Origin of the sequence: Sulfitobacter sp. 1A12779 (assembly GCF_043557315.1) — a bacterium.
In the GTDB taxonomy this organism is placed as follows: Bacteria; Pseudomonadota; Alphaproteobacteria; order Rhodobacterales; family Rhodobacteraceae; genus Sulfitobacter; species Sulfitobacter faviae.
This window is the reverse complement of the sequence record NZ_JBIFFU010000029.1, coordinates 13950-29219: the sequence shown is the minus strand read 5'-3', so window position 1 is coordinate 29219 and position 15270 is coordinate 13950. Positions and strand designations below refer to the sequence as shown.

Sequence of the window (15270 nt, the reverse complement as noted above, 5' to 3'; positions counted from 1 at the left end):
ATAAACCACGACGCATAACTGAGGGTGGGTCAAATCTCGGTGAAAATACCGGGTCAGTTCTCAGTGACAATCAACACGCCATGGGAAAGCGTTCTTCGAACACGATGGCGAGTTGGCTTTTAACGCGGTGCCATTCACGCACAGATCGCTTCCACTCGACGGAAGTAGCATTGAGCGCCAAGTAGATCAACTTTGCTGCCGCCTCATCGCTCGATTTCAGCATTGCTTCCATGCTGGATAGTCAGGAAATTGTTTTCGAGGCCACAAAGCGACAGTTAAACAATAATATCAGTTTGCTGCAGCAAAGCATCAATGGGTTGAGAGAGCGTGCTCAGGGGTATGAGCAACAGCTTTCAGCCACTCAGTTACAGCTTGAAATCTTGAAGGAGGATTCAGAAGCCAAAAGAATTCTGCTTGATAAAGGCTTATTCGTCGAACCGAATTTAACACGTTAAGGCGCGCTATGGCCGAAGCGACGGGCCAGATTGGGCGGCTACAATCCAAGATCAAGGAGACTGAAGCGCTTTCGATGCGCTATCAATCCCAGATTGAACAAACTATTAATGAACGTCAGACAGCTGCCTTAGATGAGCTTCAAGTGGTGCAATCCGAACTTGAAAGTGTTCGTGAGCACGCCCGCAAAGCGCAGAATGTCTTGCGTCGAGCCGAAATACTTGCGCCTGTGTCAGGCACTGTTGTGCGAATGCACTATCATACCGCAGGGGGTGTTATCGAAAGCGGTAAGGCCATTTTGGAGATACTCCCTACCGGTGAGCCGTTGATCATTGAAGTGCAGATTCCACGAGCTGAAATTGATGTCGTGCGCAAAGGCCAACCTGCTACAGTACGCCTTACTGCTTTGAACCAGCGCACTACGCCGATCTTGCATGGACAGGTATACTATGTTTCAGCCGACGCAATCTTAGACCGCGCTCAAGAAGTTCCTCAGGAAATCTATGTCGCAAGGGTATCGGTGCCACCTCAAGAGCTGGACCGTGTCCGAGGCTTCAAGCCAACACCTGGCATGCCTGCAGAGATTATGATTACCACTCAGGACCGCACGTTCATTCAGTATCTAATGAAGCCAGTCACTGATAGTATGATCCGGGCTTTTCGAGAGCAGTAGATAGTTTGCACCCTTTAGTACGGAAATCTCAATTTTGAGGGTAAGCTTGACTGGATCTTTTCTCTTCCGGTCCAGCATGCTGGATCGAAACTGGATTAGCATCCTCTGGGGCTGTCACTTCTCGAAATCCAGACTGTGCCTCCTTGAGAAATTGCAAGGATGAAAACGGCTTCTGTGTTGTTATCCATCTCAAAGACGATCGCGCCTTCGCGACCTGTTGGAGCAATCCGTATAGAAGCATTTGTTTCGCTTTGAGCGGACTTCTTTTCAGGGTCATGCGCAAGGTCCATTGCTGCTTCCTGAATTTCTAAAATTTTGCGCGTGGCTTCTGATGGGCCAGCATGGTTTGCAATCGTTTCGGCAATAATTTGCAGATCATCAGCAACGCAGGGATGGAACCTTACTCTGTAGGTCAATGAAGTTATTCCGATTTTATGCGCTGCAATGCGCTGCGGAAGATATCCTCACCAGATGTAAACTCTGATCTTGATGTCTCCATTCGATCGGATATCGCGGATGAAATGGCTTTCAGGGCGTTCTCGCGGTGAACTTCGTCTTCAATAAGCCGTTCAATCGCTGCTGCAACAGCTGAGCTTGCCGTTGCGAACTTTCCCTGTTTTACTTTGGCCATAAGAAAATCATGATGGCGATCGGTAAAGCTCAGTGTGGTTTTCACAGTCATTGAATGCCCCTAGGTCACATGTAAGTCATACTTTTTGCTTCAAGGCAGGTCAATATTCACGGTCCCTGTCAGCTGCTACCTTTGAATGCTCCAGCAAGAGACTTTTTGACCGTGTCACTCGTTGCCGGCTGAAGCTGCTTCTTTTTCTTAAAACGCTTCCGGTTATATTTTTTGTGCAGTTGCAGTAGAATCCAAAAGGTGAGCCGTAGGCTTAAGTTGAGAGCCTTTTCCTTCTGGCCCCATGCCCCGCTTGTGATATCATTATTACATGTTCGATTTCAGGAGGATGCGATGAGTGACACTGAGCGTATAAAGCTTCTAGAAGCCGCGTTGATAAAATATGTTGAACTATATGGCTTTATAGATGAGGCGCGAGATTACTATATACGCAATGGCCGTAGCGCCAGTCAGAATTTACTAAAGAATTAAAAACCGGTACATCTAGAAAGCTCAAACCAATCTACGGCCTGGGAAGTCTTCGCGCTAATCGCCGGTTCCCATCGTACTAATTTTAGTTGTGGTTTTTGCGGTGGTATCGAGCGTGGTGGTTTCAATAGTAGCAAGTGCTAGAGCGGTTAATCCCACGAGAGCCGCTGCCAGGAAAACCCATTCGACAGTTACTGCCCCGTTCTCAGCTCTAAAGAACTGGTTTGCCTTAAGATTTGTCTTCATGATCCTACCTATCGAAGAATTCTGCACAGCGAGTGTAGGAGTATACGACCACTGCCGACGTCCAAATTGGCGACCTATTTGTGCTTTTTTCAGGGCAGGATCAATCCAGATCGGAATTCGAGATCTTTAATATTGGATATAAAAAAGCCACGCTAAACAAGTTAGCGTGGCTCTTCGGGGGACAGGCGCTCCTTGGAGGGAAAGACGCCTTAGCATTGAGAGATGCCACCCCTAGCTGAGATTGTTACTCAACCGAGTCAATATCGGACACGATGTCAACGACCAGGTTAGATGTCGAGGTTTCAATTGTGTTGAAAGCAACGACTGCTAGTCCGACGATGGCAGCGGTGAGAACAACCCAGTCTACTGTAACTGCGCCGTCTTCATCACGAGCGAAACGATTGAGTTTAAGAGAGAATTTCATGGCTTCATTCCTTGTTTGCGACCTTCTGGGGATACTTCTAGTCCTTGCTCATGTCGAAAATTTGTCCCGCAAGGGCGATGTGTTGTTAATATTAAGGCATAAATTGGGCGCTTCGTGTTTGCGCTAACACATGGTGGCGACGACCCCAGCTGGATGTCTTAACCGTCCAAACGTGATGGAGTGGCACACAGCGCCTCACAAGGGGGGGTGTTACTGCCTTAAGCGCCGTGCTTCAGCCTGGCAGCGATCGACTGCAAGATGACGGCGTTCGTGTTGATGTCGCTGTAGGTGCTGCTTGGGGTCCCAGTTTGTTCATTGATATTTGAAGCAAAGCCATAAGGGGTTTGAGCTCTTTCTCTTACGAACGACAGAAGTTTCGCACTCCACGCGTGGTCCTTGCATGCTGACCATAGGTATGCAGCTTTTGAGCTGATCGCGCGATGCTCCTCTCGGAACGCTTTGGTGCGATGCTCTTCTAAGCCGCCGACGGTGTCGATCGCCCATAGGCGTCCTGGGGCGTCAAATTGCAAACCTTGGTACAAGAACCAAGGTCTGCTGTTGATCGGCCCCTCGGAGACGCAGATCAACCGTCCTGTTTCATCGTATTCTTCAAGCTGAGCGGCAAAGAGAACATCGGCGAGATATGCGGCTTCCGGCGACATGCCGAACTCTAGCGCCTCCATTAGGAGGGGTTCGGCGCCCATAGGGCCTATATGCCCGCACACTTCTAGCAGGGACATTTGACCATCTGAAGCGCTTTTCCCACCGAGCACTTCGTAGGGCGACTTGGCTTCTATGCCCCATATTCGAAAGGCCCAAGCTGCGTAATGTGCGCAATGAGATCGAAAGGTAGAAACCAGTGTTCCCTCTTCGACTGAATGGACAATTCCATCGTCCACGACATCCTTGAGGTCCCAAGACGCGACAGTGCTTGTAGCAAGGCCTTTGGATAAGGGATGGGTGTCTAAGCTGTATAAGGCTGCTAGAAGGCGACCTGCATCGCAGCCGTCGAAGTTTCGATTTCCCCATTTGAACTTGTTTGTTGCAATCCACCCCTGCGGCAGAAGCCGACCTTGGGACCTGCGGCCTGCGATGTTGGGTAAGATTTTTTCGATGGCGTGGCGGAAGTGCTGGTCAGAAATAAGTTTTAAGTCGACGGCTGCTAGCAATGCGAAGATATGGCTCCCCACATCCCACATCGTCACGGCTTCATGTAGCCTTGGGTTGGTTTTTGAAAAATTCGCTGTAGCAGGGCAGAGTCCGGTTTTGGGGTTGGTCCATTTCTCAAAGTAAGACCATGCAACTTTAGCGTCATTCATCAGCCCTTCCCGCTCTGTTACATTTGGGATCTGGGACCGCTGCGATATGTAAGGCTGATAAGCCTCTGTTCTGCGAAAATGTGTGGTGTAGGAGTCGGTTGGTACGAGGCGCCCTACATAGTCCGAGAGCGAGACTACCTGGGAAAGCCCATCATTTTTAACCGCTTGCAGGGCATCTTTAAGCATCCTCTGATGGGCTTTGCTCCGCAACATCTCTGCAGGGATTGAGAGAACAGAGTCGGCCGCCCCCATAGAGGTTTGTAGCGTATCGCTTACTGTCCTGACGTTCTGTACGCGTACGGAGGGTATTCGTAATGTGTTGTCAGCTCCTAAGCCCCCTTCGCGCTTCTGGCTAAGCTCAATCGCAATGCCGTAGCTTTTTGGTGTTGATGGGTGTGCAGAGGAGGACGGCCCCTGTCCCAGGGCCCCCAGTGGTGCCAAAGGCTCATCCAGAGGGTGGCTTTCTTTTAGATTGGCCCAGTACTGAAAGGCACTTTCTGCTGAGGTCTTGTCACCAAAGCTAGATGATAAGCCTTCAAGAGCAAGCTCCTGCCGAAAGCGCATTAGAGCTTCTCGCTCTTTGTCTGTCGCGTCTGACCGTAGAGTAAAATGAACCCCCACATAGCGCTGATAGTCATAGGCATCCCGGAACTGAATATCAGAAGCGAGAATGGCGCTTACCCAAGGCCCCTCGTCGGGAAGCAGCACTTGCTGAGCAAAAGCAGTAGCCGCTGCTTGCAGGCGCGCCAGAGGCAGGTTTGAGAGGTCATGCGCCGATAGGTAATAAACCCTCTCTACGGATTGAGTTTTTGGCAAGCTATAGGCTGTTGGAGGGAGCTGCAGTTGAACCCTCTGACCACCTATTATTCTGACTACACCATTGTCCCAAGCTTCTGGTCGCACCTGAGTGCTGACGTCGGGGCGCATTAAAACATTCCGGATGCCGGACGCGCGAAGCCCCGATGGAGCCATTGCTATGGGTTGCATGTCACAGGCGATGGTTTGGCTTACAGCCATGTGCAGGGATTGCGGAGCGTCATTTCCCCATAAAATGGCCTCCAAGGCACGGCGGGCTTCGTAGGCGGCCCGTGCTTGGAAATAAGGGGTCATACTGCCTAACTGTTTCACCCAAGGCACGACCTGCACCAGCCCCGGCGTTTTTTCCGCGCGTTGTGTCAAGGTGCGAGAAAGCGCGCTGTTTGGCCCCAACTGACTTTGGCTGGGGTCAAGCAAGCAGGTGATAGGTAAGCCATTGCGGGCGAAAGTATCTAACACGATGGCGGTTCGCGGGGGGGATGTTCTGCTGTCTAAGCCATCAAGGACCACAAGGGTATTTTGAGGTGTGACCGTAGTGCTCTCTGCAGCGGTGGCTCCAGAAAGAAGCAGCGGGGCTGCGGTCCCCCATTTAAGAAAGGTTCGACGCTTCATGACGCTCTGTTTGCTGTGTCAAACTGGAAACCTACGCGGGTCATGCGCCCCCAGTTGGCCAAGGAACCCGTAGCCGCCCGCCATAGCGCCCGGATCACGGATATATATAAGATCGGACGATAAAAGAGGCGCTGAAGGGGAAGCAATAGCAGGAGCCATCGATCCTCCAGAGGATCTAAGCGGAATGCCCTAATGGCGCTCAGCACCTCCAGTGTTGGAAGCATCAGGTAAGCAATAAGCAATGGGCTGGCTATAACCTTCGCATGTTCGTCTGCCGTTCCGAAGTCCGCGACAAACTCTACAATAAGGATCACTAAGAATAGGTCCGCCAAAGGCGCAAGGAGAGGCATAAGGTAGCCAAAAACTGCGAGATCTGGAAGCGCGACCAACCCCAGTGCCCGCCCTTCTATCGTGGCGCCCAAATGTTTCCAGCCAGCCTGCATCATGCCCAGTGACCAGCGTAGTCGCTGTATCATAAGCCCTCTGAGCGAAGCGGGAACTTCTGTTCTTGCGATAGCGCGGTCCTCATAGAGCGCTTTGTACTTTGACCGGATGACGGCCATTGTCATATCTGCATCTTCCGTAAGGGTTTCTGTCGAGAAGATACCGGCTTCCATCAATGCTGTTGTCCGCCATGCGCCAATCGCGCCCGGAACAACGGTTATCGCATTAAGGTGTTCTTTTGCCCGCCGTTCTATGGCTTGGGATGTAATGTACTCTAGGGCCTGTAGCCGGGTGAGCAGATTGCGTCGATTGCCAACAACAACTTTGCCCGCCACGGCCCCGACGTTTGGGTTCTCAAAATGCGCGGCTAACAAGCGGACTGCATCGGGCGCTATTTGAGAATCTGCATCGATACAGATCAAAATGTCACTTTGGGCTTCATCAAGGGCTGCGTTAAGCGCTGCAGCTTTGCCGCGGTTGGGCTGCTTTAGAACGGTCACCAAGGGGTGGTACGAGAAACTTGCTGCTTTTAAATAGGTATCATCTGTTGACCCATCGTCGACGACGATAATATCAAAATCTGGGTACTCAGATAACAAAGCTTTTCGGATGCATTGCTCGATGACCTGCTCTTCGTTGTAAGCGGGGATCACGATTGTAACTGAAGGCTCATGACCTGAGGGTGTGGGGGTATGACGTTGGCGGCGCCCCGCCAGAAGAAGCAAGCTTGCTGAGCGAAGGGCACCAACTGCGAAGACAGTCCAGAACGCCACTTGAAGAACAGTCCAGCTGCTTCCCATTGCAAAGAATGAGACATTGCCGAGCGTTGCGGTCATCGGGTCTCCGTCTGGCAAAAGAGTATCGGGGGAAACGCCCAATAGGTCTGCAAGGGTTGTGAAGGTATAGCCTTTGCCTCGCAGCTCAGAGATCACACGTGGCAAAGCAGCGACGGTTTGGTGCTGATCACCTCCCCCGTCATGAAGCAACACAACGCCTCCCCCATTTAGCTCCACTTGCTTAATGATCTCATCTGCAAGCGCATCGGACGTTTGCTCAACCCAGTCTCGTGGGACAATATTCATGCCTGCAATGACATATCCAGCCTCCTCGAGAGGGAGCAAGGAGGCAACCTCCTTGGAGGTAATGGGCCCTCCGCTTCGCATGTAAGGCTCACGATAAAGGCGCATGTTTTTGCCTGTTATGCCGTTTATCAAAAGCTGTGTGGAGTTGGCTTCGACCTTAGCACGGGAGGCGGAGATCTCAGCCATATTGGGGTGCGAGTAAGTATGAGAGCCCAGCTCGTGCCCCTCCGCTAGAATGCGCCTTATCAGGTCTGGTGAAGCTAATGCGTTGCTACCTAAAACGAAGAAAGAAGCGGGTGTCTGGGTCTGGCGCAAAATATCTAGTGCAGCCGGCGTATGTTGGGGGTGGGGACCATCGTCAAAGGTAAGAACAACCTTGTTCGGCTCGCCTTCCCCGTAAAGCTTTCCAGCTGCCGCCTGAGGCATCTCATCATAGACCACGGAGGTAACCTCGCCTGTTTCTGGACTAATTTTGATGGTGCGTTTGCCCATCTGAGGCATGAAGCGAGGTGCAACAAAGGGCCCGCGGCCCGTGAGGGCTACATAATTTGACAAAAGAACGCTTTCTAAGGCTGTGGAAGGCAGGGTCATGCCGCGGGTGGTCTGGTCTAAGACTGCCCAAATCCCGGGGTCTTCATAGCCTAAGCCGCTTAAGCTCAGAGCCTGTATCCCGTACCTTTTCAGGGTAAGTATCTGATTTTGAGCTGTTATGGCGTCAAGGAGCCATAGCTGATGCTGTAGGCCTCTTGCATCTAGATAGCTTGCCCGAGTGTTCCCTGAGCCCGACGCCAGCGTGGCAAAAGCATCGTGTTGAGCAAGCGCCGTCATGGCTTTTGCAAAGGGCAGTACTTCCGGACGCGGGCTACCAGAAACCCAATCCAACGAGTGGGTTCCCAACTCAACCACAAGTTTGCTAGGCGCCACATGCTCCTGAAAGGCTTTAATACGCTCTTCAAACCAACGCTTGTCTGCAAGCGGTTGCGGGGCGGACCCGATCCAATGCTCTTGGTAACCTTTGATCACAACGGTATCGAAGAACCGGTTGGCAATGACTAAAAGGCTAGCGGAAGCACTGCTTGGGAGCCTAACGCATGTTTCCAATTCCCTGCTTTTAAACTGACTTGTAAGTCGGCGGCTTAGAATACTGAAGGTTTGACCCTCTATAAGAGCAAGCGAGCTTGCGTCTATGCAGTAGCCTTTCACATTAGCCGTTTGTGAAGGCTGATCCAAAAAGTTACTCAGTGCAGCGGATACCTTCGCGGGGCCGGTGGGGGTCCGCAATAGCCCCAACGCAGCCGTATCCCACTGCAGGATCGGCATGATGTCAAAGGTGCCAACTTCGGTGCGCTGCTTAAGCAAAGGCTGGCGGGTCTCAAGGCTCACTTCCCCGACTTGGACATCGCCGTCTAACTCAGTGAAGTGAAACCAAGTAGGCATAGCCACATGGATGGTATTGCAGCTCTCACTGAATGAATGCGTAGCCCAAGGAAGTTCCGCAGATACAACCGCATATACCTTTAATGTTTGGGATGGCGCTGCGCCCTGCCCCGTTCTGTTCAAGCACTGATACTTTTGAAGCTCTTGTTGAGCGTAAAGGTCGATCGCTGGCATATCAGAGCCATGCTCTCCTTCTACCAAGAGGCTGTTTCTGACAGAGGCTGTGTGCCCTTTCAGGGTGCTGATAGGTTCTGGTAGAGCTGCTTCAAGCCCTCCATCCAATCCTACTGTAATCGCAAAAAGTAAAAGCCAAGCGATGACGCCACTGATAAGCGTGCCAGCTGAAAAAATAACACGCGCTTTCCGCCGCCGACTTGGGTCAAAAAAGACACGATCAGACAAACCACGAGTTGCACGTGGTTCATGGTACCCGCGGTGCGCATTCATGCGCCCCTTTGCCTTATTCTCTTGTCGCTTAGCGTTCCACATCGAGTATTCGCATCTATAGCTTGCTGTATAGAAGCGCAGTGTGAGGCCACCCGAATATTATGCCCACGCGAACGTCGCCAACCATTTGAAAGCCAAGAGACCGGGAGCGTTAAAAAGAAGTAGCCGCTTTCAACGTACCGTGAGGATGCTCAAACGTGGTCGGCGAGCTGTTGCTGGCAGAAAAGCAGTGCTCGCATTGTTACAAATCTATACAGAAAGCGAGTATAGATAGCGGCGGGAGTGTGTCACGCGTTTGCCCACTTTCCGCCCAATTTGCAACTTAAGAGTGTGTCATTGTTTCGCTTTTCGAATGCCTTGTGCGAATAAGCTCAAACTGTTGAACCTAAAGAATAAATGGATCTTTCTGTAGGCTTATGATTCGTTCTCTTCTTTCCTAAGATATGTCGTCTAAGTTTGGCGTGGATCGAATCATTGACATATTTCCGTACGTAGAAAAAATGGAAGATGATCGTGTCCCCCACAGCACACGGTCATCCCAGTAGCGGCTACAGTTTCGGCTGTAGCCGTTTTTGCCTTAAAGGCTATGTCCGGAAATATCCCGACGTTTATATGCCGAGTTTCTTTTTGAGAGCCAGCACTTCGCGCTGATAGGTATAGCCCCGTGTAAGGGCTTTATCACCCTTGATAGGCCACCATTCCGTTTGCCCCGGGTAGCTGCGCCAAACCCGGTCAAAACGATCGACGACATGCAATATGCAACTTTTCTCACCCGGCGAGCTACCTGCACGACCGTTATTGGGCCAATACCATGTAAGATTGTGACACATACGCCCATAGCTATCTACGGTCCACTCGCCAGCGCCTAAGCTATCGCTGCTCTGCGCACACCACGCGCGTGCTTGGCTGTTTGCGCCAAAGTAAATTCCACCTTGGCAATCTGCTTCCCAAGTTTCTGTCTTTCCAACGTATGCTGCAATAATTTGACGAGGGGCTGGCGTTTTAGCGCCATAGGGAAGAGGGTCTGCTGCTGCGCCGACTGGAAGAGCTGCGATGAGCAGTCCAACCAACCAAGTTTTCCGGAAAAACATGCCAAGAAGCTCTTTCTATAAAGGATCACATCGAATGATGGTCAGGACTTTGTGCTTTCAAGTCAATATATATCCCAAGCTCCTTTGCTCAAAAATTGATCTTTTGCCCTTCCAGCTTGGTAAGTGAAGCGCGCGCCCTGAGAGGCACAATTTTGCGATGCGTTGCAGTTAAGTGCTTAAAATTGCGAGGCTATCTTGAACAGATAGCTTGATGCGCCTAAGAAGCAGGAAATCCAATCCTATTTGCAGGTGAAAGAAAGTCTATGATCTCTAAAGACGAACTGAAAGCGATGTCCCGAAAGGAGCTTGAGAAGCTTCTAAACAGTGTAAGTAAAGCGCTTGCCTCTGCGAAAGCGAGAGATCAACGAGAGGCAAAGAAGGCCGCTGCCAAAGCCGCTGCGGAATTCGGCTTCTCTCTTGGTGAAATCTCCGAAGCCGACGGCACAGTCCAAAAGAAGACGAAAGCAAAAAAGGCCCCCAAAAAGCCCTCAAAGCCCGCTTTTGCGAACCCAGAGGACAAAACGCAGACGTGGACAGGTAAAGGGCGCCAACCAAACTGGTACCGGGCTCAGATCGCAGCAGGCGTTGAGCCTGACGCCATGCGCATTTGACCCCTAGAACGACAAGGCCCTCGTCCGCGACGGGGGCCGAAGCGCCAGAAGGGATTTAATCTATTTCGGGGCATAGGGCGCTCTTCAGTGATTGTACTGCAGAAAATTAAAGCTCACAAATTCCTATAATGTTCTGATAGTTGTCGTGCGTTTTCTACTTCAGGTAGATGTCCGCGCGCCATAGTTTTAACATTTTTATAGCCATGTAAGATTCAGCTTATTATCCTTTTTAAGCGGCGATTCCGGGCAAATTTTGTGCTGTCGGTCGCTTGCTGTTACTTTTTTAGGAGAATTTGCATGGATGAACTGACGGTCGGCGATGTTCGCCCCTTCTTGGCGATGATCGCGAATAACCCACTTTTGAATGATGCTGAGGGGCTCGCCTCACAGTTGCGCGACATCATAACCAGCCTGGGCGTTCCGATTACTCCTGAACTGGACGCATCCTTGTCCGCCATTGAAGCAAATCCCATCCTTGTATCCGCAGGAATTGAAGAGTTGCGCAGCGCCATTGAGGGCTTGCCAGATTCTATGCTTCTCAGCGACGTCGAAGGGTTTGGATCGGTAACTCCTGGCGGCCCCGACGTGACGCAGGACCAAAACGGAAACGACATTCAAACCTTCCAGTTGCCGTTCAGCGGGACGACGATCGCTATCGAAGAGGATGGGGTTACGGTGACCCTTCCCGGGGGCGAGCCGCAGAAACTCGTAGGCCTCGATCGGCTAGAGTTTACCGACGGCACGCTGTTCTTGGATGTTCAAGATGGTGCTGGATTGGTTAAAGCCGCTTACGAAGCCTTGCTTGGGAATGCTCAGCCGGATGCGGAAGGTTTCGACTTCTGGCTCGATCTCTACGAAGGGGGAACCATCGATACGTTTGCCCTGACAAACGCCTTTACGCAAACTGAAGCTTTTTCTCAGCAGTATGCAGAGGCATTAAATGATGCTGAAGCTTTGGTGCGGTCTATCTACCAAAATCTTTTTGACCGCGAAGCAGATGACGCTGGGCTGAACTTCTGGAAAGAGTATCTCGATGCGAACGGTATTTCCGATTCAGTCGACGAAGCTCTTGCTTACATGATGCAATCTGAAGAGTTTGCGCAACTGGTGGGCGCGACTTACACCGACGGCGTCTTTGTTTAGAAAGACCTGGGTGGGGCAGCTGTCTTACAGCAACTGCTCCACCCACATAGATGATAGATACGTCGGGTGGTGCACCTAATACAGGCGCCGCTTGGAAAGCGCGTATTTGTGGCTTTCTACCTTATCCCGAGTTAAATGCGCGGGCCATGCCGGCCGGCGCGCGGCGCTCTTTAACCCCTCTTAAAGTAGCGCCACGAAAACGAAGACTGCAGTGATGAGGCTATATCCGATCATGTGCAGGAAGTCTGACTTTGCAGGCTGTGTCATGTTTTGCTCCAATGCTGCTCTACAGGCACCATTGTTGACCACGAATGCGGCGATAAATTGCCCTAGGCTGGGCTTAAGGATGCAATTTTAGTGTCTTTGGGGCTATTGTTCGTAGTGGCCAGTTTGGTGCCATCTCCAAGCATCAGCAATCATGTTGTTCAAGGTGGAACGTTTAGGTGTCCAGCCAAGCTCATTGATCGCTCGAGAAGAGCCTGACACGAGCTTGGTGCAATCTCCTGGGCGTCGCGCACCGATTTTATGAGGCACCGTTTGATTGGTTACGGCACGGCTATGATCGAGCACCTCGCGCACTGAGAAGCCGCTACCAGTGCCGAGGTTAAATACTCGGCTGCCCCTATCCTGTTGAAGCCACTTCAAGCCCAGAACATGGGCATCAACTAGATCGCAGACATGCACATAGTCACGAATGCAGGTGCCATCGGGCGTGTCATAGTCATCTCCGAAGACCGTCAGCGCAGCCCTGTTCCCAGAGATCGCATCAAGCATGAGCGGAATCAAATGCGTCTCCGGCTGGTGAAACTCGCCCACTTCGCCCTCGGGATCTGCCCCGGCTACGTTAAAATAGCGGAAGATAACATGCTGCAGCCCATGGGCGGCTTCAAAATCACGCAGAATGTCCTCAATCGCGCGTTTTGAGGCGCCATAAGCGTTAATCGGATACTGTGCGCTATTTTCATCAAGAATGACGTTGTCCTGATCCCCATAGGTCGCACAGGTAGATGAAAAGACAAACCGTTTGCAGCCGGCCGCAACCGCTGCCTCAATCAGCGTAAGGGATCCGTTGACGTTATTGCGCCAGTAGAGACCCGGCTTTGCCATGCTCTCACCCACTTGGCTGAGAGCCGCAAAATGCATAACCGCGACGGGTTGATGTTCCGCAAAAACCTCATCTAGCCGTGTGCGATCTAGCAGATCACCCTCCTCGAAGGGGCCAAACTTTACTGCATCGCGCCATCCGGTGATGAGGTTATCGAAAGTCACTGGGATGAACCCAGCCGACTTCAGCGCTTTGCAAGCGTGCGAGCCAATATAGCCTGCCCCGCCGGTTACCAATACCTTATTCATATCACCTCTTCACCCGCCTAGTTAAGCTCGCTTTAACCCAGAAGGTCTGCTTTATTTCGGAGGCTTCTTGATCGCGCTATGCTTCGCATGGCGTGCTTCAGTTGGAGCGGTGAAGCGGCCTGCCGCCCCGCCCTCGAAAAGCTCTTAAGCAATCAGATCAAACTGCGCCATGTCGCTCTTCAATCCAATAGTAGATACAACGCCACCATCATCGTACGACCAGCTTTTCGCGTAGATTTCCGGAGCATTACTGCCCCCTTCGAACGCGTCCATATGGATGAAGATGATTTCTGTGTTCAAGTTGACGACTTTAATGTTGCTGTAGGTATGGAGCAAGAAATCCAAAAACTCGCGCGCTTCCAGGTCGAAGCTTTCATAGCCAGGCAGTTTTTCAGCCAAGCCTACCGGGGTAGACGGCGACTTTGTCTCCTCCGTGTTCAGCAATTGGACGAGCTCACTGTGATCAATCTTGTCGAGGCTTGTGATCTCAAAGCTCTCAAAGGCCGCGTCAAAGCTCTGTAGAAAGCTAACCTCTTCCACATTGCTATCGGAAGATATCGCGCCTGGAGTTTGAACCGGCTGCTCATTGGGAGCTTCCGCAGCGTTTTCATCTTGATCGCTCGGCGGTCGTTTAGACATCATGGCCACCGGCTGTGCGGGCTCAGCGTAAGAGAGCTCTTCGGTCTCTTTTATGCGGGTGCTCGAAGGACCTTTGGTTACGAGCGCGACTTCGGCTTCGGAATCAATATTTGGCGCTTCCGGCGCAGTTTCTTCGCTCTCCACTTCGGCTAAACCAAGGTCACGCTGCTGGAGCTTTATCGTTTCAGATGCCATTAGAAGGGCGGCTTCTTTCGACTTAACGTGCTCAAGTGCGGCGGAAAGGCTTTCTAAGCTTAGCTTTTGAGTAGAGCTGTCATCGGTCGTAATATCCAGAATGCTTCCAGCCGGTAAAGGCAAGCCAACGGCCAGGGCCACCAAGCTTAAGCTTACCCCAGCGGCTTTCGCACCATGCCCTGAAAGCCCTAAGGCCAAGCCTTCGCGGCTAGACGATGAACTGAACGTAGCCTTCACGATATCTTGCGGCGCAGACGCTTTCTGAACAGCGCTCGAGAACACCTCCTGGTCGCCATCATGTCCTACTGGTTCTTTGCCAGCTGCATCTTCATGAGATGAACCACCCATTTCTTTTGGCATGCTTGCCGTAGTGGCGGGAGTTGCCGCGATCAGTTCATCCGACATCAGATATACAGACCACACCAGAGCCGCGAGCGCCGCCGCGGGATGTATGAATACGACATTTCGGTTGCTTTTTGTGAGCGGCACAACATTCTGCCCGGCCTGTGCGACTGGCTGCACGCGTCGCGAGAACTCTGCCACCAGATCGTGCAGGCTGTCTCCCTTAATCGGAGTTTCCTGCATTTGGCTGGTTACCAAATAGCATCCGTCAAAGCGGCTAAAATGCACCAGAACCTCGTTTTGGCTGTCCATAAAGACAAACCAAGGGTCTCCTTCATCTGTGACGCCATGATCTACTTGGGTCGTGACGCCTGCGAGGGCGAGTATTCTTTGCGTCCGGTAAAGATCCGCCAGTTCTTGATTGGTCCAACCTACTGGTTGCGTGCAAAGGCTATGGGATTGCTGAAGGAAGGAGACGTTTGCTTCAAAAGTCTGAGGGCCGTCATCAACGCCATCCCCTGCATCCATCGAACCATAAAGCTCTGCCATGTCGAGGCGGCTGCAGGCGTCATCTGTCTCAGTCAGCCCAGAAGCCGTTAAAGCGCTCGACCGAGCAAGCCGTGGAAAACGAATAACATCAGACATCAAGTAAATCCTTTGCGCCACCATATCAGTCTTGAAGCAAAGGCCAAGATGTTATGGCGCTCTGGACTTAGCACGGGCTCACCCACCTCCCCAAAGGTTTTGGGGTGGATGCAAAGGGTGCTGGTTTACGAAGAAGGGCGAAGCAACCGCGCGCCTATTGTTTCCCCCATTGGTATGAAGAGCCCGACTC

The 15270-nt window shown here is 51.7% G+C and carries 14 protein-coding genes; 4 read left to right on the top strand and 10 right to left on the bottom strand.

What is annotated here, in order from left to right:
* Positions 1 to 70: 70 nt before the first annotated feature.
* Positions 71 to 232, bottom strand: coding sequence for a hypothetical protein (locus ACGYLQ_RS18730; RefSeq protein WP_394444295.1), 162 nt, complete (start codon positions 230 to 232; stop codon positions 71 to 73).
* On the opposite strand from ACGYLQ_RS18730, the gene ACGYLQ_RS18725 reads away from it, so the two are divergent.
* On the top strand, positions 231 to 455 hold the full coding sequence (locus ACGYLQ_RS18725) for a hypothetical protein (RefSeq protein ID WP_394444293.1): 225 nt from the start codon (positions 231 to 233) through the stop codon (positions 453 to 455). The genes ACGYLQ_RS18730 and ACGYLQ_RS18725 overlap by 2 nt on opposite strands.
* Positions 456 to 463: 8 nt before the next feature.
* Complete coding sequence (locus ACGYLQ_RS18720) at positions 464 to 1126, top strand: HlyD family type I secretion periplasmic adaptor subunit (RefSeq protein ID WP_394444291.1); 663 nt, start codon at positions 464 to 466, stop codon at positions 1124 to 1126.
* Positions 1127 to 1221: 95 nt separating this feature from the next.
* On the opposite strand, the gene ACGYLQ_RS18715 is transcribed toward ACGYLQ_RS18720, so the two are convergent.
* The 7 genes from ACGYLQ_RS18715 to ACGYLQ_RS18685 form a co-directional block, all read right to left on the bottom strand.
* Positions 1222 to 1542, bottom strand: a complete 321-nt coding sequence (locus ACGYLQ_RS18715) for a type II toxin-antitoxin system RelE/ParE family toxin (protein ID WP_394444289.1) — start codon at positions 1540 to 1542, stop codon at positions 1222 to 1224.
* Positions 1543 to 1547: 5 nt separating this feature from the next.
* Positions 1548 to 1808 (bottom strand): hypothetical protein, encoded by a 261-nt coding sequence (locus tag ACGYLQ_RS18710; RefSeq protein WP_394403778.1) that lies wholly within the window; start codon positions 1806 to 1808, stop codon positions 1548 to 1550.
* Between the two features lie 483 nt (positions 1809 to 2291).
* Positions 2292 to 2480 carry a hypothetical protein gene (locus ACGYLQ_RS18705; RefSeq protein ID WP_394444287.1) on the bottom strand — a complete coding sequence of 63 codons (189 nt, stop codon included), beginning with the start codon at positions 2478 to 2480 and terminating at the stop codon, positions 2292 to 2294.
* 244 nt (positions 2481 to 2724) lie between these two features.
* Positions 2725 to 2904 carry a Flp family type IVb pilin gene (locus tag ACGYLQ_RS18700; protein WP_394403781.1) on the bottom strand — a complete coding sequence of 60 codons (180 nt, stop codon included), beginning with the start codon at positions 2902 to 2904 and terminating at the stop codon, positions 2725 to 2727.
* Between the two features lie 218 nt (positions 2905 to 3122).
* A complete protein-coding gene (locus ACGYLQ_RS18695) occupies positions 3123 to 5651 on the bottom strand; it encodes a DUF3131 domain-containing protein (RefSeq protein ID WP_394444285.1) in 2529 nt (842 codons plus the stop codon).
* Positions 5648 to 9061, bottom strand: coding sequence for a glycosyltransferase (locus ACGYLQ_RS18690; protein WP_394444283.1), 3414 nt, complete (start codon positions 9059 to 9061; stop codon positions 5648 to 5650). Before ACGYLQ_RS18690 ends, ACGYLQ_RS18695 begins: the two co-directional genes overlap by 4 nt.
* Positions 9062 to 9669: 608 nt before the next feature.
* On the bottom strand, positions 9670 to 10152 hold the full coding sequence (locus ACGYLQ_RS18685) for a DUF995 domain-containing protein (RefSeq protein ID WP_394444281.1): 483 nt from the start codon (positions 10150 to 10152) through the stop codon (positions 9670 to 9672).
* 263 nt (positions 10153 to 10415) lie between these two features.
* On the opposite strand from ACGYLQ_RS18685, the gene ACGYLQ_RS18680 reads away from it, so the two are divergent.
* Positions 10416 to 10763 carry an H-NS family nucleoid-associated regulatory protein gene (locus tag ACGYLQ_RS18680; protein ID WP_322346553.1) on the top strand — a complete coding sequence of 116 codons (348 nt, stop codon included), beginning with the start codon at positions 10416 to 10418 and terminating at the stop codon, positions 10761 to 10763.
* Positions 10764 to 11060: 297 nt separating this feature from the next.
* A complete protein-coding gene (locus ACGYLQ_RS18675; RefSeq protein WP_394403787.1) occupies positions 11061 to 11906 on the top strand; it encodes a DUF4214 domain-containing protein in 846 nt (281 codons plus the stop codon).
* Positions 11907 to 12275: 369 nt separating this feature from the next.
* On the opposite strand, the gene galE is transcribed toward ACGYLQ_RS18675, so the two are convergent.
* Positions 12276 to 13259 (bottom strand): UDP-glucose 4-epimerase GalE, encoded by a 984-nt coding sequence (gene galE / locus ACGYLQ_RS18670; RefSeq protein ID WP_394444278.1) that lies wholly within the window; start codon positions 13257 to 13259, stop codon positions 12276 to 12278.
* Between the two features lie 144 nt (positions 13260 to 13403).
* A complete protein-coding gene (locus ACGYLQ_RS18665) occupies positions 13404 to 15080 on the bottom strand; it encodes a hypothetical protein (RefSeq protein ID WP_394444276.1) in 1677 nt (558 codons plus the stop codon).
* Positions 15081 to 15270: the final 190 nt, after the last annotated feature.